The sequence below is a fragment of the Ectopseudomonas composti genome (assembly GCF_900115475.1).
In the GTDB taxonomy this organism is placed as follows: Bacteria; Pseudomonadota; Gammaproteobacteria; order Pseudomonadales; family Pseudomonadaceae; genus Aquipseudomonas; species Aquipseudomonas composti.
The window spans coordinates 126,958-149,926 of record NZ_FOWP01000010.1 but is presented as its reverse complement, the minus strand read 5'-3'; the positions used below and the strand labels follow the sequence as shown (position 1 = coordinate 149,926).

General features: G+C 62.6%; 25 protein-coding genes. 6 read left to right on the top strand and 19 right to left on the bottom strand.

Features of this window, described 5'->3' with window-relative positions; genetic code table 11:
- Positions 1-108: 108 nt before the first annotated feature.
- Positions 109-924, bottom strand: coding sequence for an HDOD domain-containing protein (locus BM059_RS18050; RefSeq protein WP_074940699.1), 816 nt, complete (start codon positions 922-924; stop codon positions 109-111).
- Positions 925-1,071: 147 nt separating this feature from the next.
- Between BM059_RS18050 and ung the strand changes: the two genes are divergently transcribed.
- The gene (gene ung, locus BM059_RS18045) at positions 1,072-1,761 is read left to right on the top strand and encodes a uracil-DNA glycosylase (protein WP_074940696.1); all 690 of its coding nucleotides are present in this window, start codon (positions 1,072-1,074) and stop codon (positions 1,759-1,761) included.
- A 94-nt stretch (positions 1,762-1,855) separates the two neighbouring features.
- On the opposite strand, the gene BM059_RS18040 is transcribed toward ung, so the two are convergent.
- The 6 genes from BM059_RS18040 to BM059_RS18015 all read right to left on the bottom strand — a co-directional run bounded on the left by BM059_RS18040 (position 1,856) and on the right by BM059_RS18015 (position 7,861).
- Positions 1,856-2,716, bottom strand: a complete 861-nt coding sequence (locus tag BM059_RS18040) for a DUF6279 family lipoprotein (protein ID WP_074940693.1) — start codon at positions 2,714-2,716, stop codon at positions 1,856-1,858.
- Positions 2,717-2,959: 243 nt separating this feature from the next.
- Complete coding sequence (locus BM059_RS18035; RefSeq protein ID WP_036998952.1) at positions 2,960-3,661, bottom strand: ABC transporter ATP-binding protein; 702 nt, start codon at positions 3,659-3,661, stop codon at positions 2,960-2,962.
- A gap of 3 nt (positions 3,662-3,664) precedes the next feature.
- On the bottom strand, positions 3,665-4,432 hold the full coding sequence (gene livG, locus BM059_RS18030) for a high-affinity branched-chain amino acid ABC transporter ATP-binding protein LivG (RefSeq protein WP_074940689.1): 768 nt from the start codon (positions 4,430-4,432) through the stop codon (positions 3,665-3,667).
- Complete coding sequence (locus BM059_RS18025; RefSeq protein WP_036998966.1) at positions 4,429-5,688, bottom strand: high-affinity branched-chain amino acid ABC transporter permease LivM; 1,260 nt, start codon at positions 5,686-5,688, stop codon at positions 4,429-4,431. Before BM059_RS18025 ends, livG begins: the two co-directional genes overlap by 4 nt.
- Positions 5,689-5,696: 8 nt before the next feature.
- Positions 5,697-6,620, bottom strand: a complete 924-nt coding sequence (gene livH, locus BM059_RS18020) for a high-affinity branched-chain amino acid ABC transporter permease LivH (protein WP_036998957.1) — start codon at positions 6,618-6,620, stop codon at positions 5,697-5,699.
- Between the two features lie 119 nt (positions 6,621-6,739).
- Complete coding sequence (locus tag BM059_RS18015) at positions 6,740-7,861, bottom strand: branched-chain amino acid ABC transporter substrate-binding protein (RefSeq protein ID WP_036998959.1); 1,122 nt, start codon at positions 7,859-7,861, stop codon at positions 6,740-6,742.
- Between the two features lie 295 nt (positions 7,862-8,156).
- Here BM059_RS18015 and BM059_RS18010 point away from each other — a divergent pair, with 295 nt between their 5' ends.
- A complete protein-coding gene (locus BM059_RS18010) occupies positions 8,157-8,474 on the top strand; it encodes a DUF2288 domain-containing protein (RefSeq protein ID WP_074940686.1) in 318 nt (105 codons plus the stop codon).
- A gap of 96 nt (positions 8,475-8,570) precedes the next feature.
- Complete coding sequence (locus BM059_RS18005; RefSeq protein ID WP_074940683.1) at positions 8,571-8,939, top strand: DUF5064 family protein; 369 nt, start codon at positions 8,571-8,573, stop codon at positions 8,937-8,939.
- Between the two features lie 80 nt (positions 8,940-9,019).
- On the opposite strand, the gene BM059_RS18000 is transcribed toward BM059_RS18005, so the two are convergent.
- The 3 genes from BM059_RS18000 to pyrC all read right to left on the bottom strand — a co-directional run bounded on the left by BM059_RS18000 (position 9,020) and on the right by pyrC (position 11,904).
- Positions 9,020-9,238, bottom strand: coding sequence for a bacterioferritin-associated ferredoxin (locus BM059_RS18000; RefSeq protein ID WP_036998964.1), 219 nt, complete (start codon positions 9,236-9,238; stop codon positions 9,020-9,022).
- Between the two features lie 948 nt (positions 9,239-10,186).
- Positions 10,187-10,861, bottom strand: a complete 675-nt coding sequence (gene rnt / locus BM059_RS17995) for a ribonuclease T (RefSeq protein ID WP_037001291.1) — start codon at positions 10,859-10,861, stop codon at positions 10,187-10,189.
- Positions 10,858-11,904 carry a dihydroorotase gene (gene pyrC / locus BM059_RS17990; protein ID WP_074940680.1) on the bottom strand — a complete coding sequence of 349 codons (1,047 nt, stop codon included), beginning with the start codon at positions 11,902-11,904 and terminating at the stop codon, positions 10,858-10,860. The genes rnt and pyrC overlap by 4 nt, the downstream gene beginning before the upstream one ends.
- Positions 11,905-12,056: 152 nt before the next feature.
- On the opposite strand from pyrC, the gene BM059_RS17985 reads away from it, so the two are divergent.
- The 3 genes from BM059_RS17985 to gloA all read left to right on the top strand — a co-directional run bounded on the left by BM059_RS17985 (position 12,057) and on the right by gloA (position 14,800).
- Positions 12,057-13,004: a flagellar protein MotY gene (locus tag BM059_RS17985; RefSeq protein ID WP_074940678.1), complete on the top strand. Its 948-nt coding sequence runs from the start codon at positions 12,057-12,059 to the stop codon at positions 13,002-13,004.
- Positions 13,005-13,121: 117 nt separating this feature from the next.
- Entirely contained in the window at positions 13,122-14,339 is a 1,218-nt protein-coding gene (locus BM059_RS17980; protein ID WP_037001295.1) for an argininosuccinate synthase, read from the top strand.
- Positions 14,340-14,407: 68 nt separating this feature from the next.
- On the top strand, positions 14,408-14,800 hold the full coding sequence (gene gloA, locus BM059_RS17975) for a lactoylglutathione lyase (RefSeq protein ID WP_074940675.1): 393 nt from the start codon (positions 14,408-14,410) through the stop codon (positions 14,798-14,800).
- 57 nt (positions 14,801-14,857) lie between these two features.
- Here the strand turns inward: gloA and BM059_RS17970 are convergent, their stop codons facing one another.
- The 9 genes from BM059_RS17970 to BM059_RS17930 all read right to left on the bottom strand — a co-directional run bounded on the left by BM059_RS17970 (position 14,858) and on the right by BM059_RS17930 (position 22,956).
- Positions 14,858-15,037 carry a PA3496 family putative envelope integrity protein gene (locus tag BM059_RS17970; protein WP_017677837.1) on the bottom strand — a complete coding sequence of 60 codons (180 nt, stop codon included), beginning with the start codon at positions 15,035-15,037 and terminating at the stop codon, positions 14,858-14,860.
- A gap of 111 nt (positions 15,038-15,148) precedes the next feature.
- Entirely contained in the window at positions 15,149-15,787 is a 639-nt protein-coding gene (gene nth, locus BM059_RS17965; protein ID WP_037001297.1) for an endonuclease III, read from the bottom strand.
- Positions 15,788-15,888: 101 nt separating this feature from the next.
- Positions 15,889-16,596, bottom strand: coding sequence for an electron transport complex subunit E (locus tag BM059_RS17960; RefSeq protein WP_074940672.1), 708 nt, complete (start codon positions 16,594-16,596; stop codon positions 15,889-15,891).
- Positions 16,593-17,228, bottom strand: a complete 636-nt coding sequence (gene rsxG / locus BM059_RS17955) for an electron transport complex subunit RsxG (protein ID WP_074940669.1) — start codon at positions 17,226-17,228, stop codon at positions 16,593-16,595. Before rsxG ends, BM059_RS17960 begins: the two co-directional genes overlap by 4 nt.
- 2 nt (positions 17,229-17,230) lie before the next feature.
- Positions 17,231-18,262 carry an RnfABCDGE type electron transport complex subunit D gene (locus BM059_RS17950; protein WP_074940666.1) on the bottom strand — a complete coding sequence of 344 codons (1,032 nt, stop codon included), beginning with the start codon at positions 18,260-18,262 and terminating at the stop codon, positions 17,231-17,233.
- A gap of 150 nt (positions 18,263-18,412) precedes the next feature.
- The gene (gene rsxC, locus BM059_RS17945) at positions 18,413-20,902 is read right to left on the bottom strand and encodes an electron transport complex subunit RsxC (protein WP_394328012.1); all 2,490 of its coding nucleotides are present in this window, start codon (positions 20,900-20,902) and stop codon (positions 18,413-18,415) included.
- Positions 20,899-21,474, bottom strand: a complete 576-nt coding sequence (gene rsxB / locus BM059_RS17940; protein ID WP_037001301.1) for an electron transport complex subunit RsxB — start codon at positions 21,472-21,474, stop codon at positions 20,899-20,901. Before rsxB ends, rsxC begins: the two co-directional genes overlap by 4 nt.
- Positions 21,471-22,055: an electron transport complex subunit RsxA gene (gene rsxA / locus BM059_RS17935; protein WP_037001303.1), complete on the bottom strand. Its 585-nt coding sequence runs from the start codon at positions 22,053-22,055 to the stop codon at positions 21,471-21,473. Before rsxA ends, rsxB begins: the two co-directional genes overlap by 4 nt.
- Before the next feature lie 133 nt (positions 22,056-22,188).
- A complete protein-coding gene (locus tag BM059_RS17930; protein ID WP_074940663.1) occupies positions 22,189-22,956 on the bottom strand; it encodes a DUF4349 domain-containing protein in 768 nt (255 codons plus the stop codon).
- Between the last annotated feature and the right edge of the window lie 13 nt (positions 22,957-22,969).

The window sequence follows — 22,969 nt, the reverse complement described above, 5'->3', positions numbered from 1 at the left end:
ACCCGGCATATCTCGCCCGCGGTAGGGGGCGCCGTACGCACCGCCTGTTCGGTCCCGCTTGTTGTGGCTGCGCGCAAAGGACATGCGCGGTACATCGATCGGAGGCATTCAAGCCAGCATACGCAGCCACAGCTGTTGCTCGGCCAGCAACTCTTCGCGCAGGTTGGCCAATGGTTGTTCAAACCCCAGTCGGCGCTGTGCGGGCAGAGGCTCTGGCAGGTTCGATGGCTGCAGCTGCAGAGCGCTGGCCAGCAGCACCAGGTCGACCAGATCGGCGGCGCCACCAGGCTCGTGCTGCCATTTGTTGCGCTGGCGAGCGCACTCGATCAGCGTGGTTGGCACCTGCCAGCGTGTCAGTACCAGGGCGCCGATATCGCCGGACAGGTAGTCGCACAGACCATCGAGTGACCCTGCATCGCGCGAGAAGTCTGGCCAGTGCTCCAGCTCCACCAGCAGTGGCAGGCTGCCAATATCCTGCAGCAGGCCGGCGAGCATGGCTTCATCGAGCGGCAGGTTACAACGCTGTGCCAGGGCAGCACAGAACGCGGCGCGTTCACGAGCCTTGCGCCAACGCTGACGAAAGGCCTGTTGCAGGGCTTTCTCGTTGCTGGCGAAGAGATTGCGCGCGGTGAATCCCAGTACCAGGGTGCCGAGTTGGCGAGTGCCGATTCGGGCGAGCAGGTCGCGCATCGACACACACGGCCGCGCACCACGAATCAGCGGGCTTTCGGCGAACTGCATGAGATAGGCTGCCAGCGGCGGATCACTGTTGATCACCCGTGCCAGTTGTTCCAGCGAGGTGCGTGGGTCGTCCAGCAGTTGGCGAATGCGCATGGCCGCTTCCGGCATTTGCGGTACTTTGGCCTGACCTTTGAGAAAGCGGGTGAGCAGGGCGAAGCGGATGGCTTCGGGGGACAGCGACATGGTGGCGGGGGCTTCCGTGGAACCGCAGCGGCGTATTGAGATGCTAGCAGAGCCTTGGCCTAAAGCCGATGCACAGCTGTTGCCTTGACTTGCCCGGCCCCCTTCACTAGCGTGCCTGCACTTGTTTTGACCCTGCAGGAAAACCGCATGACCGACGATCGCATCAAGCTCGAAGCCAGCTGGAAACACGCGCTGCGTGAGGAGTTCGACAAGCCTTACATGAGCGAGCTGCGTGCGTTCCTGCAGGCGGAGAAGGCGGCCGGCAAGGAAATCTATCCGCCAGGCCCACTGATCTTCAATGCGCTCAATTCCACGCCGCTGGATCAGGTCAAGGTGGTGATCATCGGCCAGGACCCGTACCACGGTCCTGGTCAGGCCCATGGCCTGTGCTTCTCCGTGCAGCCGGGCGTGCAGACGCCGCCGTCGCTGGTGAATATCTACAAGGAGCTCAAGCGCGACCTGAACATCGACATTCCAGCGCATGGCTACCTGCAGAGCTGGGCTGATCAGGGCGTATTGCTGCTCAACACGTCGCTGACCGTCGAGCGCGCCAACGCCGGCTCGCATGCCGGCAAGGGGTGGCAGTTCTTCACCGACCGGGTGATCGAGGTGGTCAGCGAACATCAGCCCAAGCTGGTGTTCCTGCTCTGGGGTAGCCACGCGCAGAGCAAGCAGCGCCTGATCGACCCGACCAAGCACCTGGTGCTGCGCTCGCCGCATCCGTCACCGCTGTCGGCGCATCGTGGCTTCATCGGCAATGGTCATTTCAGTCGCTGCAACCAGTTCCTCAGCCAGAACGGCATGAGCCCCATCGACTGGCGCTTGCCGGCGCTATAGCGAGATCGCGTCGTAGGGTGCGCCGTGCGCACCGGCTTACCTGGTGCGTACGGCCTGGGTAGCCTCACGACTGAGTCTATCGGCTGCCGTTGTTTCAACGACTGACTACTGACTCGCCCCCCTGGCACTGCTGCGCAGCCAGGTCGGCATGAAGGCTTTGCAGGCGTTTGTCAGCGCGCTCCATCTGGCGTGAGTCTGCCTGCTCGACCAGATCGACAATCATCTCGGCCATGGCCTGACGGTTGCTTTCATAGCTGGCCTGATAGGCGCTGGTATAGAAGCGCTCGCGTTGTTGCAGCAGGGCGGTCATGCGCGCAGTGAAATCATCGCCACGGCGTACTTCCAATGCCTTACGCAGAGCCTGTTGCCAGACCATGCGGTTTTCCAGCCAGATCTTGTTCTGTTCGCCCAGGCCCTGTGCCCAGCTCTGCACCCGCTCGCGCTGTCCGGCGTTCAGCGTGCCAAACCAGGGCTGCAGGCGCTCTTCCATGCGCTCGGCGCGCCGGCTGATCTGCTCCTGCACGGGCGGCTCGAGAAACTCTTCACGCAGCTTGGCGTTTTGCTCGTCCATTGCCGCCAATAGCTGATCGACCTGACGCGGGCTGAGGCCGCGCAGCAGTTCGATGGCGCTGGGTGTGATCTCCACGGCGATGCGCTGCATGGCTCGCTCGAAGTCGGCCAACTGGCTGGCCATCAGCTCGCTGTCACGGCTGCTCAGCGCCTGCTGACTGCGTTGCAGCCAGTCGAGATAACGCGGCAGCTCGACGCTGCAGTGCCAGGCCAGGTGTTCCTGCAGTTGGGGTTTGAGCCAGGCGCTCTGCTCGCTGGTCAGCGCCACGTAGTCGCCCAGCTTCCACGGGATCAGCCAATCGAGGTTGCGATAGGCCAGGCCGACGCGGCTGCAGGCGCTCAGCAGCAGGGTGATGGCCAGTAGCAGGAGCAGAGGCTTGCGCATGAGCGGGACTCGCGAGAGTAGAGCTGTTGAGACTAATACTCGTCGAGTCTGACGCAAGAGGGCGGAAATATTCGCTTAAGACTTCGCCATCCGGCCATGATCGCCGGCAAGCCGGCTCCTACAGGAAGCGGCGGTCTTATTGTTTGTAGGAGCCCGCTTGCGGGCGATCCAATGTGGACCGTTGCGCTCCCGCAGATAAAAAGAAACCGCCCCGAAGGGCGGTTCCGATGGTGCAGGTTGCGCTTAGCCGCCGAGGTAGGCATCGCGCACCTTGGGATCGTTGAGCAGCTCTTCACCGCTGCCCTGCATGACGATATGGCCGTTCTCCAGCACGTAGCCACGATCCGCCAGCTTCAGCGCTTGGTTGGCGTTCTGCTCGACCAGGAACACGGTCACGCCGTCTTTACGCAGTTGCTCGATGATGTCGAAGATCTGCTGGATGATGATCGGCGCCAGACCCAGCGACGGCTCGTCGAGCAGCAGCAGGTTGGGCTTGCTCATCAGTGCACGACCGATGGCGAGCATTTGCTGCTCGCCGCCGCTCATGGTGCCGGCGCGCTGGGCGAAGCGTTCCTTCAGGCGCGGGAACAGGTGCAGCACCTTGTCCAGTTGCTCCTGGTTGTCCGCCTTGTTGCCGAAGAAGCCGCCCATGGCCAGGTTTTCCTCGACGGTAAGGCGGGCGAACACGCGACGGCCTTCCGGCACGATGGCGATGCTCTTGCGCATGATCTCCGGGGTGTCCATGCCCACCAGCTCTTCACCCAGGTAGCGAATGCTGCCACTGGTGGCACGCGGGTTGCCGCACAGGGTCATCAGCAGAGTCGATTTGCCGGCGCCGTTGGCGCCAATCAGGGTGACGATCTCGCCTTTCTGCACTTCGATGCTGACGTCGTGCAGAGCCTGGATCTTGCCGTAGAAGGTGGATACGTTGTTGAAACTCAGCATGGATTACGCCTCCCCCAGATAGGCTTTGATCACGTCCGGGTTGTTGCGGATGTCGTCCGGCGTGCCGTCGGCCAGGGGAGTGCCCTGGTTGATCACATAGATGTGGTCGGAAATGCTCATCACCAGCTTCATGTCGTGCTCGATCAGCAGCACGGTGACATTGTGCTGGTCACGCAGCACGCCGATCAGCGCTTTCAGGTCTTCGGTTTCGCGTGGGTTGAGGCCGGCGGCCGGCTCATCGAGCATCAGGATGCTCGGACGGGTCATCATGCAGCGGGCGATTTCCAGGCGACGCTGCTGACCGTAGGCCAGCGTGCCTGCCTCACGGTTGGCGAAGTCCACCAGGTCGACCTGTTCCAACCAGTGGGCGGCGTAGTCCATGGCCTCGCGCTCACTGCGGCGGAATGCCGAGGTCTTGAACAGACCGGCCAGGTAGCTGGTGTTGAGATGGCGATGTTGGGCGATCAGCAGGTTTTCCACCGCCGTCATGTCCTTGAACAGACGCACGTTCTGGAAGGTCCGCACCACGCCCTTGCGGGCGATCTTGTGGCCGGGCAGGCCTTCGATCGCCTCGCCGTTCAGGCGGATGCTGCCGGAGCTCGGCTGATAGAAGCCGGTCAGGCAGTTGAAGACGGTGGTCTTGCCGGCGCCGTTTGGGCCGATCATCGAGACCACCTGCTTTTCCTTGACGTTCAGGCCCACCCCGTTGACGGCCAACAGGCCGCCGAAACGCATGGACAGGCCGCTTACTTCGAGAATCGTGCGGCTCATCGCTTCAGCTCCAGGTGGGGACGTTGCATCGGCAGCAACCCTTGCGGGCGCCAGATCATCATGAAGATCATGACCAGGCCGAAGATCAGCATGCGGTATTCGCTCAGCTCACGCATCTCCTGCAGCAGCACCATGACGATGGCGGCGAGGATCACGCCCAGCTGCGAGCCCATACCACCCAGCACGACGATGGCGAGGATCATCGCTGACTCGATGAAGGTGAACGACTCCGGTGTCACCAGGCCCTGGCGCGCGGCGAAGAAGCTGCCGGCGAAACCGGCCAGGCTGGCGCCGATGGTGAAGGCAGAAAGCTTGATCACGGTGGGGTTCAGGCCCAGCGCACGGCAGGCGATCTCGTCTTCGCGCAGCGCTTCCCAGGCACGACCAATCGGCATGCGCAGCAGGCGGTTGACCAAAAACAGCGTCAGCAGCACCAGCAGCAGGGCGATCAGGTAGAGGAAGATCACCTTGTACTGCGAGTTGTAGGCGATTTCGAAGTAGCCGTGGAAGGTCGGCATATCGGCTGGCACACGACGCTCGAAGGACAGACCGAACAAGGTCGGCTTGTTCTCGTTGGCGATGCTCAGACCGTTGGGGCCGCCTGTCAGCTCGGTCATGTTGCGCAGCAAGATACGGATGATCTCGCCGAAGCCCAGGGTCACGATGGCCAGGTAATCGCCACGTAGACGCAGCACCGGAAAACCCAGCAGGAAGCCGAACAGCGCAGCCATCATCCCGGCGATCGGCAGGCACATCCAGAAACTCAGGCCGAAGTAGTGCGAGAGGATCGCGTAGCTGTAGGCGCCGACGGCGTAGAAACCGACGTAACCCAGATCGAGCAGGCCGGCAAGGCCGACGACGATGTTCAGGCCAAGGCCAAGCATCACGTAGATCAGGATCAGCGTGGCGATATCCACCGAACCGCGACTGGCAAAGAACGGCCACACCAGCGCCACCATGACCATCGCCAGAATGATCCAGCGCTGGGTGGAGGGCAGGGTGAGGAAGTTGCCGAGTTGGCCGGAACCGTCGGGCAGACTCGGGCGCTTGGCCCAGGCCGGGGTGATGTGATCACGCAGCAATTGCCAGAGGAAGATCAGCGTAGCGGCGCCGCCGATACACCAGAGTTCGAAGGCAGTGGCGCCTTCCACGCGCAGGCTGATGCCAACGGTGGAGAGTTTCAGACCCAGCACCGGGTACGAGATGATCAGTACCAGCAGGGCACCGAAAATCGCCGATTTGAGATTCTTGGTAATGGCGGTGCTCATACTTTTTCCACCTCAGGACGGCCGAGGATGCCGGTCGGGCGGAACAACAGCACCAGCACCAGCAGGCTGAACGCCACTACGTCCTTGTATTGATCACCGAAGATATCGGCGCCGAAGGCTTCGGCCACGCCCAGCAGCAGGCCACCGAGTACGGCGCCAGGGATGCTGCCGATACCGCCGAGTACCGCAGCGGTGAAGGCTTTGATGCCGGCGAGGAAGCCCAGGTGCGGGTTGATCACGCCGTAGTTCATGCCCAGCAGTACCGAGGCGATGGCGGCCAGCGCCGCGCCGATGACGAAGGTCAGGGCGATGATGTTGTTGGTGTTGATGCCGAGCAGGTTGGCCATCTTCAGGTCTTCGGCACAGGCGCGGCAGGCGCGGCCAAGGCGAGAGCGGGAGATGAACAGAGTGAGGCCGATCATGGTGATGAAGGTGACGATGAAGATCAATACCTGCATGTAGGACACCACCACGCCGTTGGCCGCGCTTTCACCGAGAATGAAATTGCCGGGCAACAGGTTGGGGATAGCTTTGTCCTTGGAATCCTGCGAGAGCAATATCGCGTTCTGCAGGAAGATCGACATACCGATCGCAGAGATCAGCGGGATGAGACGATTGCCGCCACGCAGGGGGCGGTAGGCCACCCGCTCGATGCTGTAACCGTAGGCACTGGTGACGATCATGGTGGCGGCGAAGGCCGCGATCATCACGAAGGGCACGGCCTCCAGGCCGAACATGGCGAGGCCGACGATAACGGTGAAGGCTACGTACGAGCCAATCATGTAAACCTCGCCGTGGGCGAAGTTGATCATGCCGATGATGCCGTAGACCATGGTGTAGCCGATGGCGATCAGGGCATAGGTACTGCCAATGGTCAGGCCATTGATCAGCTGTTGTAGGTAGTGATAAAGATCAGGCATTGCCTAACTCCTGGGCGCTTGCGTAAAGCGGCGCTTGTGGCGCAGCGCGAGGCCGGAATTCTTCTAATAGACAAAGCCCACTGCGAGGGCGCAGTGGGCTTTGAGTTCAGACAGGAAACTTACTTGGCTTCGGACTTGGTGCCGTCCTGGTGCCACTCGTACACCACGAAGCTGAAGTCTTTCAGGTCGCCCTTCTCGTCGAAGGCCAGGGTGCCAGTGGGGGTGTCGAAGCTGTTGGAGCGCAGCGCAGCCGCTACCTTGGCGGTATCGGTGTCGCCGGCTTTCTCGATGCCTTCAGCGATGACCTGAACGGCAGCGTAGGCCGGGAACACGAACGGACCGCTCGGGTCTTCGTTCTTGGCCTTGAAGGCCTCGACCAGCGCCTGGTTCTTCGGATCCTGGTCGAAGGACTTCGGCAGGGTGACCAGCAGACCTTCGGAGGCCGGGCCAGCGATGGCCGAGATTTCCTTGTTACCCACGCCTTCCGGGCCCATGAACGTGACGTTCAGGCCGCGCTCTTTGGTCTGGCGCAGCAGCAGGCCCAGTTCCGGGTGGTAACCGCCGTAGTAGACGAAGTCGACGCCTGCCTGGTTCAGTTTGGCGATCAGCGCGGAGAAGTCCTTGTCGCCGGCGTTGATGCCTTCGAACATGGAGACTTTCACGCCTTTGCCTTCCAGGGTCTGCTTGACCGCGGTGGCGATGCCTTCACCGTACTGCTGCTTGTCGTGGATGACGGCAACGTTTTTCGGTTTGATGTGGTCGGCGATGAAGTTACCGGCGGTCGGGCCTTGCAGGCTGTCCAGGCCGATGGTGCGGAAGACCAGCTCGTAGCCACGAGCGGTGATGTCCGGGCTGGTGGAAGCCGCGGTGATCATCAGGATGCCTTCGTCTTCGTAGATGTCCGAAGCCGGCTGAGTGGAGCTGGAGCACAGGTGGCCAACCACGAACTTGACACCGTCGTTGACGATTTTGTTGGCAACGGCAACGGCTTGTTTCGGATCGCACGCGTCGTCGTAGACCACGCCTTCGAGCTGGGCGCCGTTCACGCCGCCGGCTTTGTTGATCTGCTCGATGGCCATCTTGGCGCCGATGAATTGCATTTCACCGTACTGAGCGACGGCACCGGTCACCGGACCGGCCAGGCCGATCTTGATGTTGTCGGCTGCCATCGAATAGCTGGCCGCCCCTGCCAGCGCCATTGCCGCGAACAACTTGGAAATCTGCTTAGTAGCCTTGTTCATGAGTGCTCCACTCTTATGTTTTTCGTTGTTGTAGTTCTTGCGGCCGAAGCTGCAGAACCGGGTCAGTGACCCCGGTCATGCCCCCGGCAACTGTACCGGAACAGTGTAGAGCGCGGATTTGCGCCTTGAAAAGCCGGCAGCTGGAGGCGAAACGTGGGGTTGTCGCTAAATTGCAAGGAATGTATAGAAAAACGGCGTGGCCTGGGTCGGCTGGCGAGCGTCGTGCGTTTGCCAGGGCTTTTGCTGGCGCTATCATTGCGCGCCTGCATTCAACGCCATCGACACGGGACACACCATGACGGATCAATCTAGCACCCTCTATGCCAAGCTGCTCGGTGAGACAGCGCCGATTCGCTGGCAGGAACTGCAGCCGTTCTTCGCTCGCGGTGCGCTGCTCTGGGTCGAGGGCAGTCAGGATCTGGTGGCGATTGCGCAGGCCGTGGCCGAGAACGATCAAGCGCGGGTTGCGCAGTGCATGAACCAGGGCCACCTCTGCAAGTTCGAAGACGTACGGGCAGAAGATCTGCTCACGCGTGACCCGCAGTTGTGGGCGGTGGTTGTCGCGCCCTGGGTACTGGTGCAGGAAAGGGCAGGGGATTCGACCCCGCACTGAAATGGCGCGCTGCAGGGCTGCAAGTGGCGGGCTAGACTCTTCGCACGCTCCTTTTGAGGAGCGTTATCGCAGCGTTATGGCAAAGGAGTGAGCCCCATGTTCGAACCTGGTCACCTGCATCGCAGCAACCTGCCAGCCCTGGGCGGGCAGCCCGGCTACAGCGTCGATTTCTATTACGAGGTGCGTCAGGACCCGCAAGAGGGGGCCATGCTGCACGGGCGTCTGGTAGGAGAGATCGAGGGCAAGGCATTCGAGGAAGTCTTCGAAATGCACCGCGACACCGCGTTCAACTTTGCCAGTGTGATTTCGCGGCTGGTGGCCAAGCATGGCTTGCCGCCCAACCATAGCCCGATCATGCGAGCGCATGCCGAATACGATGCGATCTTCGAGGACATTCGCGCCAAGCTGCACGCCAAACCGGGGGAGACGGTGGACTTCGATCACTTGGAGCGTGACGGTCTGTAGGGTGGGAGGCGGCTCGATGCCTGAGCGAGGGCGAAAAAAAACCGGTTTGTGAAATCCGGTTTTTGTTTTCGAGCCATGCATCAGGCTGCGACGAACCCTGCTGGGTAAGCGAGCGACGCCTGGCTGCTCTGCACTTCGGTGATGGCTTCGCGAACGACCTGCTTGGCCAGGCACGCGCACTTGCCGCACTGGCTGGCGATGCCGAGCGTGCCGCGCACTTCACGGTAGCTGCAGCAGCCTTCGTAGACCGCATCGCGGATCTGAGTATCGGTGACACCTTCACAGAGGCAGACGTACATAAGCAAGGCTCGTCTTGGTGGTTCTGTTCGATGGATCGGATACTAATGTTAATGAGAATGCTTGTCAAAGATCGGTTGCGAATGCTCGCATCTCCTGACGAACGGTGCAGTCGCCGGCAGGGTTCGGGCAGAGAAAGGTCTTTGCGTTTTCGCGGGGAGGATATGTTTGGCACTGGACTGGCAAGTTTGTGTGCGCCTTGCTTGCTGACTTAGCACTATCTACTACCGCGTGCGCTGAGCGTTTGGGTTGCGCCCCTTACGGGCGCCACACCTTTCTTGCTTGCCCAAGAAAGGTGTGCCAAAGAAGGGCACCCCGACATCCGGGTTTCGCTACGCGAAACTTCCCTCGCTCCGGCGCCGCTCGGGTGCCGGCTTACATGGGCCATCCCTGGCCCATTAAGCCTCTCGCCGCATCCATGCGGCTCGCTCCCCTACGCAACGCCTCCACTCGGCCTCCTGAAGGGGGCCGGGTCGCGAGTTTGCAAAAGCTCCGCAAAATTTACCTTCGCGGCGACTGTGCTTTTTGCCTTTGCTTTGAAAGCGCGATCTCACGAGCGACGCCCAAGTCCCCTTCAGGAGGCTGAGTGGAATCGCCGTGTAAGGGGTTGAGCGACATGGATGTCGCGAGAACCGTGATGGGCCAGGGATGGCCTTTCGCAGCGGGCCCCTGGAGCGGTGATGGAGCGAGGGAACCGCGGCGCAGCCGGGGCCGGATGCAGGGGTGTGTTTCTTTGCTTACTTTCTTTGCACAAGCAAAGAAAGTGAGTCGCCCGTAAGGGGCGAAACCCATTAGGTCAGACGGCGTGCTAATGGATAGTGCCAAGTCATCGACAGCTAACACGTAATTGCCAGTCCGCTGCCAATCTGCACTTTCCCAAACTATGCGAAGAGCCTAAAAAAACCGGCAGACGCCGGTTTTTTCATGGGGATCGATCACCGCTCAGAGACTCACTGATCGAACTCGTCCCAACCGCCCATTTCCTTCCAGCGATTGACGATGCCGCAGAACAGCTCGGCGGTCTTCTCGGTGTCGTAGCGCGCCGAGTGTGCCTCCTTGCCGTCGAACTCGATGCCAGCGGTCTGGCAGGCCTTGGCCAGTACGGTCTGACCATAGGCGAGGCCGGCCAGGGTGGCGGTATCGAAGCTGGAAAAGGGATGGAACGGATTGCGCTTGATGCCGCAACGCGCCACCGCGGCATTGAGGAAGCCCAGGTCGAAACTGCTGTTATGGCCGACCAGGATCGCGCGCTTGCAGCCAGCCGATTTGATCGACTTGCGCAGGCCCTTGAAGATTTCCCCCAGCGCATGCTCCTCGCTGACGGCCATGCGCAGCGGGTGGTCGAGCTTGATGCCGGTGAACTCCAGTGCCGCCGCTTCGATATTGGCGCCCTCGAAGGGCTCGACGCGGAAGAAGTGGGTGTGATCCGGGTAGAGGAAGCCGCTCTCATCCATGGCGATGGTGGTCGCGGCAATTTCCAGCAGGGCATCGGTGGCGCTGTTGAAACCGCCGGTTTCCACGTCCACCACTACCGGCAGATAGCCGCGAAAGCGCGCGGCCATGGGGGTGCGTGGGCCGGAAGGCAGGCTCGGTTCCAGTTCGTCGTCGTAGTTGTCTTCGCTCACGCCTGAGCCTCCAGCAATTTCCAGCGCAGGGTTTCGCCGGCGCGCAGCGGTACGACGCTGTTGTCGCCCAGCGGCAGGGTGGCAGGCACGGTCCATTCCTCGCGCACCAGGGTGATGCTGTCGATGTTGCGCGGCATGCCGTAGAAGTCCGGGCCATGGAAGCTGGCGAAGGCTTCCAGCTTGTCCAGCTCATTGCGTTGTTCGAAGGCCTCGGCGTACAGCTCGATGGCTGCATAGGCGGTGTAGCAGCCGGCGCAGCCGCAGGCGGCTTCCTTGGCGTGCTTGACGTGCGGCGCCGAGTCGGTACCGAGGAAGAACTTGGCGTTGCCGCTGGTGGCGGCATCGAGCAGGGCTTCCTGGTGCACGTTGCGCTTGAGGATCGGCAGGCAATAGAAGTGCGGGCGAATACCGCCTACCAACATGTGGTTGCGGTTGTACAGCAGGTGGTGCGCGGTGATGGTGGCGCCGACGTTGGCCGAGGTCGCCTCGACGAACTGCACCGCATCACGGGTGGTGATGTGCTCGAACACTACTTTCAGTGTCGGGAAGCGTTCGACCACACGGGTGAGGTGCTCGTCGATGAAGGCTTTCTCACGGTCGAACACGTCGATCTCGGCGCGGGTCACTTCGCCATGTACCAGCAGCAGCATGCCGACTTCGGCCATGGCTTCGAGGGCCGGGAAGATCTTGTCGATGCTGGTCACGCCCGAGTCGGAGTTGGTGGTGGCGCCGGCCGGGTAGAGCTTGGCGGCATGCACGAAGCCGCTGGCCTTGGCTGCTCGCACGTCTTCGGGGCTGGTGTTGTCGGTGAGGTAGAGCACCATCAGCGGTTCGAAGCGGCTGCCGGCCGGGCGCGCAGCGAGGATGCGCTGGCGATATGCGTCGGCTTCGGCGGCATTGCGTACCGGCGGTACCAGGTTGGGCATGATGATGGCGCGGCCGAAAGCGCGCGCGGCATCGCCGACGGTGTGCGGCAGCACCGCGCCGTCGCGCAGGTGAATGTGCCAGTCATCGGGACGCAGGAGAGTCAGGCGGTCGGACATGGAGGCTTCCAGGCGGGTAAAACGTGGCCGCATGTTAACTGAAAAGCGCCAGTTCGCGCTCGCGCCACCGCGACAATCGCACGCAGGGGTCAAGTTTCCGCGCGCCTGACCGATACCCCGTGAGAATGCCGTGAACCGCCGTGGAGTCGACCGTGCGTGTGCCCAATTTGCTCCTGATCAGCTTGCTGGCTGGCATGCCCTTGTGCCTGCCAGCGCATGCCATCAGCTTCCAGACACGGCTGGAAAAGGTGGAGTGGACTGTCGAGGGCGACCAGTTCGAATGCCGCCTGAGTCAGACAATCAGCAATTTTGGCAGTGGCGAGTTCGTGCGCCGTGCTGGCGAGCAGGTCACCTTTCGTCTCAAGGCCCGTGAGCGCTGGATGGGCGCCGGTTCGGCGACCTTGCTGGCCGCCGCCGCGCCCTGGCAGCCCGGTCGCGGCGATATCAATCTGGGTGTGGTCAGTGTCGGCAATGGCGAGGTGCCGTTCAACAGCTCGCAGGAACAGGGCGCGCGCTTGCTTACCGGCCTGCTCGACGGGCGTAGCCCGGTGGTGCGCCACCGCACCCCCAACGGCGGCGAAAATCTGGAAGTGCGTTTGCTACCCGTGAAGTTTCACAAGGCCTATGACGATTACCAGGCCTGTACAGCCAAGCTGCTGCCGGTCAATTTCGAGCAGATTCGCCAGGCGCAGCTCGGCTTTCCTGGTGGCGGTGTCGACCTCGACCCGATGGCCAAGGCCAAGCTCGACATCATCCTCGACTTCGTCAAGGCCGACCCCACCATCAACAGCTTCCAGATCGACGGGCATGCCGACAACAGCGGCAATCGCCTGACCAATCGCGACCTGTCACGCCGTCGTGCCCTGGCCGTGCAAGAGTATCTGGTGGCCGGCGGCGTACCGGTCGAGCAGATCACCATGCGTTTTCATGGCGAGCGTTACCCGTTGGTGCCGAACAACAACGATGCCAATCGCGCCAAGAATCGTCGTGCGACCCTGCGCCTGGATCGTGTCCCTGCACCGCAAGCACCAGCCCAGAGCGCGCCGCAGGCCGCTCCTTCGAGTGCCCCGGCCGACCCGGTCGGAAGCACGCCCTCCTGAGCAAAAAACGCTGATTCTTGCCGTCGCTTCGTCGTCACAAGCTGTCGCGCCCCTGTAAATTGGCCCGCAGGGTCAGTAGAATCACCGGTTTTACCGTACAACCCGTGGAGTGATGGCATGGCGGACGTCAAAAAGGTAGTTCTGGCCTATTCCGGTGGCCTGGACACCTCGGTGATCCTCAAGTGGCTGCAAGATACCTATAACTGTGAAGTGGTGACCTTCACCGCTGACCTTGGTCAGGGCGAAGAGGTCGAGCCGGCCCGCGCCAAGGCCCAGGCGATGGGCGTCAAGGAAATCTACATCGACGACCTGCGCGAAGAATTCGTGCGTGATTTCGTGTTCCCGATGTTCCGCGCCAACACCGTCTATGAAGGTGAGTACCTGCTGGGTACCTCCATCGCCCGCCCGCTGATCGCCAAGCGCCTGATCGAAATCGCCAACGAGACTGGCGCTGACGCCATCTCCCACGGCGCCACCGGCAAGGGCAATGACCAGGTGCGTTTCGAACTGGGTGCCTATGCGCTCAAGCCGGGTGTGAAAGTCATCGCCCCTTGGCGCGAGTGGGACCTGCTGTCGCGCGAGAAGCTGATGGACTACGCCGAGAAGCACGCCATCCCGATCGAGCGCCACGGCAAGAAGAAGTCGCCGTACTCCATGGACGCCAACCTGCTGCACATCTCCTACGAGGGCGGCGTGCTGGAAGACACCTGGACCGAGCACGAAGAAGACATGTGGCGTTGGACCAAGTCGCCGGAAGCGGCGCCGGACACTCCGACCTATATCGAGCTGACCTACCGCAACGGTGACATCGTCGCCATCGACGGCAAGGAGCTGAGCCCGGCTACCGTGCTGGCCGAGCTGAACCGTATTGGTGGCGAGAACGGCATCGGCCGTCTGGACATCGTCGAGAACCGTTTCGTCGGCATGAAGTCTCGCGGCTGCTACGAAACCCCCGGCGGCACCATCATGCTCAAGGCGCACCGCGCCATCGAGTCAATCACCCTCGACCGCGAAGTGGCTCACCTGAAAGACGAGCTGATGCCGAAATACGCCAGCCTGATCTATAACGGTTTCTGGTGGAGCCCGGAGCGTCTGATGCTGCAACAGATGATCGACGCGTCGCAGACCAACGTGAACGGCGTGGTCCGTCTGAAGCTGTACAAGGGCAACGTCATCGTCACCGGCCGCAAGTCCGACGATTCGCTGTTCGATGCCAACATCGCGACCTTCGAGGAAGATGGCGGCGCCTACAACCAGCAGGACGCGGCGGGCTTCATCAAGCTCAACGCCCTGCGCATGCGTATTGCCGCTGGCAAGGGCCGCAAGCTGGTCTAAGCTGAGCCTCCTGCGCCACAAGGACCCCGGCCATGTGTCGGGGTTCTGCTTTTTAGGAGTACAACCTGATGAGACTGCTGCACACCATGCTGCGCGTCGGCGACCTGGGCAAGTCCATCGCCTTCTACACCGAAGTGCTGGGCATGACCTTGCTGCGGCGCAAGGATTACCCGGACGGCCAGTTCACCCTGGCGTTCGTCGGCTACGGTGACGAGGCGCATAACAGCGTGATCGAGCTGACTCATAATTGGGGCGTCGAGCGCTACGAACTCGGCACGGGTTATGGCCACATCGCTCTGGAAGTCGATGACGTGTACAAGGCCTGCGAGGACATCCGTAGCCGTGGCGGCAAGATCACCCGCGAGCCTGGCCCGATGAAGCATGGCACCAGTGTCCTAGCCTTCGTCGAGGATCCGGACGGGTACAAGATCGAGTTGCTCTCGCCGTCTCGTCGCGACTGAGCGAACAAACAATGAAAAGCCCCGCATCGGCGGGGCTCTTTCTGTGCAGCTCGACACTCAGATATCGAAGTCGTATTCGGCCAACTGTTTGTGCAGGCGTCGCTCTTCGAGGAAGTTGTCGATGATGCGGCGCTTGGTCAGGTTGGTCTTGGCGACTTCCACCGCAGGCTCGGCATCGTCCGATTCTTCTGCGACAAAGTCTTCGTCCAGTTCGAGGTCTTCTTTGTCAGTGCTCATCTATTCCACTCCAGGCCACTTACTGGGGCCATTTGCGCACCTTATAGCGACAAAAATTGAGCGGGTAAAAAAGATTTTTTCAATCAGGAGATCGTCGGATTCTATGGTCGATCAATCGTCGGAAGTCTTGGCCTTGTACTCGCACAGGTCTTCGATGCGGCAGGCGCCACAACGCGGTTTGCGCGCGATGCAAACGTAGCGTCCGTGGAGGATCAGCCAGTGGTGGGCGTCGAGCAGATAATCCTTGGGCACGAACTTGAGCAGCTTCTTCTCCACCTCGACCACGTTCTTGCCCGGCGCGATGCCGGTGCGGTTACTGACGCGGAAGATGTGCGTGTCCACGGCCATGGCCAGTTGGCGGAAGGCGGTGTTGAGCACCACGTTGGCGGTCTTGCGGCCAACGCCGGGCAGGGCTTCGAGGTCCTCGCGGTTGTCCGGCACCACACTGCCGTGTTTCTCGATGAGGATGCGGCACGCTTCGATGACGTTCTTCGCCTTGCTGTTGTACAGGCCAATGGTCTTGATGTACTCGCTTAAACCCTCGACGCCCAGGGCGTAGATGGCTTCCGGTGTATTGGCTACCGGAAACAGCTTGGCCGTGGCCTTGTTGACGCTGACGTCGGTGGCCTGGGCCGATAGCGTCACCGCCACCAGCAGCTCGAAGGGGGTGCTGTAGGCCAGCTCGGTCTTCGGTTCCGGGTTGTCCTCGTGCAGGCGGCGGAAGATTTCCAGGCGTTTTGTAGCATTCATGGCGTTGGACTTCAGGCGTAGCCCGGATGCAATCCGGGGCGTGTGGTTTCGGCATTCCCGGATTGCATCCGGGCTACGGTTTGTCGCTCAGTTTGCCGTTGTCATTCGATGACTCCGGTGACGCGTACGCGACGGCTTTGCGCAGGCAGCTCAGGGGCAGCGGCCTTGGCGCGCTCGGCGGCGATCTGGTCGATGCGGTTCTTGCCAGCGATCAGCAGGCCCAGGACGATGAAGGCGCCCGGCGGCAGGATCGCTAGCAGGAAGCCCCGGTAGTCGTGGATCAGTGTGAGTTTCCAATCGGCGGCCACGGGGCCGAACAGCAGGTGCATGTTGGCGAACAGGGCGCCGGTGCCGAGCAGTTCGCGAACGGCGCCGATCAGCACCAGTACGCTGCCGAAGCCCAGGCCCATCATCAGACCGTCGTAGGCGGCGCGTGCCGGGTCGTGCTTGGCGGCGAAGCCGTCGGCGCGGCCGAGGATCACGCAGTTGGTGGTGATCAGCGGGATGAAGATGCCGAGAATCTGGTACAGCTCGTAGGTGTAGGCCTGCATCAGCAGTTCGATGCAGGTGGTCAGTGCGGCGATGATCATGACGAAGGCGGGCAGGCGCACGGCAGTGTTGACCACGCCGCGCACCAGCGACACGGCGGTGTTCGAGCACACCAGCACCACCGCACTGGCCAGTGCTAGGCCGAGAGCGTTGACCGTGGAGTTGCTCACTCCCAGCAGCGGACAGAGGCCGAGCAGTTGCACCAGTGCCGGGTTGTTCTTCCACATGCCATTGAGGGTGATGTCGCGATAGCTGGTCATCGTTCGTCCTCCGCCAGGCCCAGTAACTGGACGCGGTGCGTATCGAAGTAGCGCAGGGCGCCGTGCACGGCCTTGACCACGGCGCGCGGGGTGATGGTGGCGCCGGCGAACTGGTCGAAGTCGCCGCGATCCTTTTTCACGGCCCAGCCATCTTCACCGGGATTGTTCAGGGATTTGCCGGCGAAACCGAGGATCCAGTCGCTCTTGGCCAGCTCGATCTTGTCGCCCAGGCCGGGTGTTTCCTTGTGGCTGAGCACGCGCACGCCAGCGAGGCGGCCGTCGGCGAAAATGCCCACCAGCAGGTGGATGGCGCCGCTGTAACCATCCGGCGCGGTCACCGGCAGGATCAGCGCGCTGGGCTGACCGCTCTTGAGCGCCAGATAGGCCGACTGTGGGCTGCGGTGGCCCAGCTCGGGGGCGTTGAGCTCGATGCGGTTGTCCAGCAGGTGATTGTCGTAGCTGCCGGCCGGCAGGATTTCCGCCAGAGCGCGCACCTGGGCTTCGCGCTCGGCGGCGGCGATGCGCTCGGCAGTACCCTGCTGCAGCAGGGCAACGGTGCCGACTGTGCCGATGGCGAACAGGCCGAGCACCAGGGCGTTCTTCAGCATCGAGCGGCTGATTTCCGGCAGCATGCTCATTCTCCCAGCTTGAAGCCGCTGTTGGGCTTACGGTGGCCGTAGCTGCGCGGCCGGGTGTAGTAGTCGATGGTCGGCGCCGCCAGGTTCATCAGCAGCACGGCGAAGGCCACCGCGTCCGGGTAGCCGCCCCAAGTGCGGATCACGTAGACCAGCACGCCAACGCCGATGCCGAACACCAGGCGCCCGCGATTGCTGGTAGCGCCGGACACCGGGTCGGTGACGATGAAGAAGGCGCCGAGCATGCTGGCGCCGGTGAGCAGGTGGAACAGCGGTGAGCCGTTGGAATCCGAGCCGCTGCCATTCCAAAACAGCAGGCTCATGACGAACAGCGCGGCGAGCATGCCCAGCGGCGCATGCCAGGTGATCAGGCGTTTGTGCAGCAGGTACAAGCCGCCGGCGAGGAAGGCCAGGTTGACCGCCTCGCTACCGGCGCCGCCGAAGTGGCCGAAGGCCGGATTGGCGGCGCGCAGCTCTTCGATGGTCAGGCTCTTGTTCACCTTCAGGGCGTCCAGTGCGGTGGCCTGGGCCCAGCCATCGGGCAGGCTGGCGATACCGAGTATGTGCTTGAGGCCGTCCAGCGCGGCGACGCCGTGCGGCGCGGGCCAACTGGTCATGTCGACGGGGAAGGAGATCAGCACCACCACGTAGCCGACCATGGCCGGGTTGAACGGGTTCTGCCCGAGACCGCCATAGAGCTGCTTGCCGAAACCGATGGCGAAGCCGCAGGCGATCAGTGTCAGCCACCAGGGCGAATAAGGCGGCAGCGCCAAGGCCAGCAGCACGGCGGTGACCAGGGCGCTGTAGTCCTTTAGGAAGAACGCCAGCGGGCGTTTGCGCGCAGCCAGCAGCGCGGCCTCGAAGCCCAGCGCGCAGAGGCTGGCCCAGACCAGGTTGAACAGGGTGCCGATGCCGAACAGCCAGGTCAGGGCAAGAATGCCCGGCACCGTGGCCAGCAGTACCTGCAGCATGACCTGCTGGGTACGATTGCTGCCCGTGGCGTGGGGCGATGTGATGCGGGGCAGGGCCATCGGCGCTCCGGTGGTTCTGTTACTGCGTTCGTCGTGATCGCAGTGCTGTTCATTCCCCGGATTGCATCCGGGCTACGGTTGTCTGTGCCGCTCGGATGCTTCGGCGCGACGGGGCATCTTTTGTAGCCCGGATGCAATCCGGGATGATTGTTACGGCTGGCGCTCGGCCAGCTCGCGTTCGGCCTCGGCCAGGCGCGTACGGGCCTGTTCCAGTGCGTCGGCGGCGGTATTGTCGTCACGCTCCAGCTTGCGCAGGTCGGCGCGGGCGAAGGCGACTTCGGTTTTCAAGGCTTTCAGTTCGGCATCCACGCCAGGGCGTTCGGTGCGCACCAGCTCCGGCGCCGGTTTGCCTGAGGCTGCCTCGGCGGCGTGCAGGGCTTGTTCAGCGGCGGTCAGGGCATCGCGAAGTGGCTGCAAGGAGGCTTCATCAGCGCCCGACTTCTCGGCCTTCTTCAGTTCGGCTCGCTTCATCGCCAATTCGATCTTGGCTTTCTTCAAGGCTTCGTCGCCGGCGGGTTTGGCGGTTGGTACAGGAGTCTGGCTTGCCAGATCGGCCAGCGCTTTCTCGGCGGCTTCCAGTTGCTGGCGCACTTGGGCGATTTCGGCTTGTTGGTCGTCGTGCGGTGTTTCGATCTTTTCCAGCTTGCGTAGCTGCGCCTTGAGCATGGCGGCATCGATCTTGGCTTTCTTCAGGGCTTCGTCACCGGCGGGCTTGGCAGCCGGGGCGGGCGTCTGTGCTTGCAGGTCGGTCAGGGCTTTCTCGGCAGCTTCGAGTTGCTGGCGCACACGGGCGATCTCGGCTTGTTGCTCGTCGTCCGGGGCTTCGATCTTCTCCAGCTTGCGCAACTGGGCCTTGAGCATGGCGGCTTCGATCTTGGCTTTCTTCAGGGCCTCGTCGCCGGCGGGTTTGGGCGCTGGCGCAGGCGCTGTAGCCTGGGCTTCGGCCAGCGCCTTTTGCGCGGACTCGGCAGCGGTGCGTAGCTCATTGACCTGGGCTTGCAGCTCTGGCGTGTCGTGGGCGGCCAGTTGTTTCTCCGCCTTCTTCAGCGCGACCTGGGCCATGCTGGCTTCGATCTTGAGCTTTTTCAGCGCTTCATCAGCTGGCGCGGCTACCGCTGCAGCTGGCGCGTCGGCCTGCGCGGCCTTGGCGCGCGCTGCTTTCTCGGCGCGAGCCTTGCGCTCGGCTTCCTTCTGTTCCTCGACGCGGCGCAAGCGTTCCTGGCGCTGCTCGAAACGCTGCTTGGAGTGTTCGGCCTTGAGTTGCTTCTGTTCCAGTTCGCGGATTTCCGCCTTGGCCACACGGTAGTACTGCACCAGCGGGATGCTCGACGGGCAGACATAGGCGCAGGCGCCGCATTCGATGCAGTCGAACAGGTTGTGTGCCTTGAGCTGTTCGTGCTCCTGGCCCAGGGCGAAGAAGTGCAGCTGCTGCGGCAGCAGGCTGGCCGGGCAGGCTTCGGCGCATTCGCCGCAACGGATGCAGGGCATGGCCGGCGGTGGTGGTGGCAGCTCGACGGCCGTGCTGGCGAGCAGGCAGTTGCTGGTCTTGATCAGCGGCACGTCCAGCGAGGGCAGGGTGAAACCCATCATCGGGCCGCCCATGACCAGGCGATTGAGCGTGCCCTGATCGAGTCCGGCGAAGGCCAGTAGCTCGCCCACAGGCGTACCGATCAGTGCCTCGACATTGCCGGGGCGGGCCAGCGCTGCGCCGGTCAGGGTGGTGATACGCGAGATCAGCGGTTTGCCCAGCAGCACGGCGTCATGGATGGCGACGCAGGTGCCGACGTTCTGGCAGAGCATGCCGATATCGGCGGGCAGGCCGCCGCTCGGTACCTCGACGCCGGTGAGAATCTGGATCAGCTGTTTCTCGCCACCGGACGGGTACTTGGTGGGGAACACCTGCACCTGATAGTCGTAGCCGACGCAGGCAGCGCGCACAGCGGCGATGGCCTCGGGCTTGTTGTCCTCGATGCCGATCAGTACCTGCTGCGGCTGGATCAGGTGGGTCAGCACCTCGATACCGGCGACCAGCTCGACGGCGCGTTCGCGCATCAGCAGGTCATCGGCGGTGATATAGGGCTCGCACTCGGTGCCGTTGATGATCAGCGTGTGGATCTTCTGCGTTGGCCGTGCGGTGAGCTTGACTGCCGTGGGGAAGCCGGCGCCGCCCAGGCCATTGATACCGGCCTCGCGGATCAGTGTCAGCAGCTCACTGGGTTCCAGGCTGCGGTAATCGGCTGGCGGCGTCAGTTCGATCCATTCATCCTGGCCGTCGCTGCCGATGACGATGGCCGGCGCCAGCATGCCGGAGGCGTGTGGATAAGGCTGCTCACCGATGAAGGCGATAGTGCCGGAGGTCGGTGCGTGCAGCGGCACGCTGACGACGCCGTTGGCATTGGCGATCTTCTCGCCCTTGCGCACGCGCTGACCAACGACCACGCAGGGCTCTGCGGCGGCACCGATATGCTGGCCGAGCGGCAACACCAGGCGCTTGGGCAGCGGCGCTGGTTGGATCGGCGTGCGGTTGGACAGCTCCTTGTGCTCGGCCGGGTGAATGCCGCCGGGAATGTCCCAGATCTTCATAGCGTCAGCGTGGCTTGCCCGTGCTGCGTCCATGTTCTCCTTCGACATGACGCTCATGCCGCCTGCTCCCGGTCACTGGCAATCAACTGGCCGGGCGTCAGTGGTTTGTCCCACTTCCAGCTTTGCACGCTGCTACCGACTTCGATCATGTCGATGCAGTCCACCGGGCAGGGTTCGACGCACAGGTCGCAGCCGGTGCATTCGCTGACGATCACCGTGTGCATCTGCCGCGCCGCACCAACGATGGCATCCACCGGGCAGGCCTGAATGCACTTGGTGCAGCCGATGCACTCGGCCTCGCGGATGTAGGCGACCATCTGCGGCTTTTCGCCTTCCACCGCATCCAGCGGTTCCGCCTCGACGTCGAGCAGGTCGGCCAAGGCGGCAATGGTCGCTTCGCCGCCGGGTGGGCACTTGTTGATCTTGTCGCCGCCAGCAATCGCCTCGGCGTAGGGTTTGCAGCCGGGGTAGCCGCACTGGCCGCACTGGGTTTGTGGCAGCAGGGCGTTGATCTGCTCGGCGATGGGGTCGCCCTCGACCTTGAAGCGTACGGCGGCAAAGCCAAGGATGGCGCCGGCGATCAGGCACAGCGCGAGCAGGGCGAGGACGGCTACCAGAACCAGGCTCATAGCTTGATCAGCCCGGAGAAACCCATGAATGCCAGCGACATCAGCCCGGCGGTGATCATGCCGATGGCCGCGCCCTGGAAGGATTTCGGCACGTCGGCGATGGCGATACGTTCACGCATGGCGGCGAACAGCACCAGCACCAGGGAAAAGCCCAGGCCGGCGGCGAAGCCGTTGGCGGTGGCGGTGATGAAGGTGAACTCGGCCTTGTTGGCGTTGAGCAGAGCCACGCCAAGGACGATGCAGTTGGTGGTGATCAGCGGCAGGAAAATGCCCAGCACGCGATAGAGCAGCGGGCTGGTCTTGTTCACCACCATCTCGGTGAACTGCACCACCACGGCGATCACCAGGATGAAGCTGATGGTGCGCAGAAACTCCAGGTCCAGCGGTTTGAGTACGTACTGCTGCACCAGGTAGCTGCACATGGCCGCCAGGGTCAGCACGAAGGTGGTGGCCAGGGACAGGCCGATCGCGGTTTCGATCTTCTTCGACACGCCCATGAACGGGCACAGGCCGAGAAACTGCACCAGCACGAAATTGTTGACCAGGATGGCGCTGACCATGATCAGGACGAGTTCGGTCATCGGGTTGCCGTCGAATGCGCAAAGGCCATAGGAAAAGGGCGCCTATTATCGGGAAGCTGCTCCGGCCATACAAGCCGGATGCGGCGAATTGCCTGCCCTCGGCGACCTTGCGTCACGTGCAGTATGGCTCTTTTTAGCGGCTGGCGAGGCGCCTCCACAGCTTGCGCAAACCCAGTGCCACAGGGAACAGCACAATCAGGAAGGGCAGGCTGTAGCCAATGAATTCGATCAGGTTGGCGGTGCCTTCGGCGAGGTTGTCCGTAAGGCGCGAGAACGCATCGCCGATGCGGCCCAAAGGCGAGCTTTCGTAGGGGCTACTGAAGTTCAGTGTCAGCAGGTTGGTATCCAGGCGGCGCTGCTGTTGGGCAGCTTCTTGCGCCAGTGCCTGCAGTTGCACTTCCAGGGCGGCCTGTTCACGAGCAAGGGCCAGCAGGTCGGACACGGCCAGACCATCGCGCTTCTCGAATTGCTGCAGGGTTTGTTGCTGGCGCAGCAACTGCTCATTCTGGCGACGGTTGTCGCTCACGGCCTGGGCCAGATCTTCGGCGCGGGTGGTACGGTTGGTCAGCTCGCCGCCTTCGCTGGCGAGACGAGTAATGGCCTCGACGCCGTCCGGAATGATGCGCAGGGTCAGCTCGCCGCGTGGGGCGCGGCCACTGCTTTGTTGCGCAGCGATCAAGCTGCAGGCGCCGAAGCGTTCGCTCATGCAGGCTTCGCGGGTGGCCGCGATGCGTTCGCCGATTTGTTCGGCGGTCAGTTCGATACCGACATGGTGTTCGTAGGCCAGGTAGTTGCCAGCCTTGTTGCGTTCGCCGTGAAGGGCGTCGCCAAGTGGCGCGCCTGATTGGTCGGAGCAACCAATCAGGCTCAGCAGAAAGGGTACAACCATCCATGGTTTCATCATTGCCTCCTGG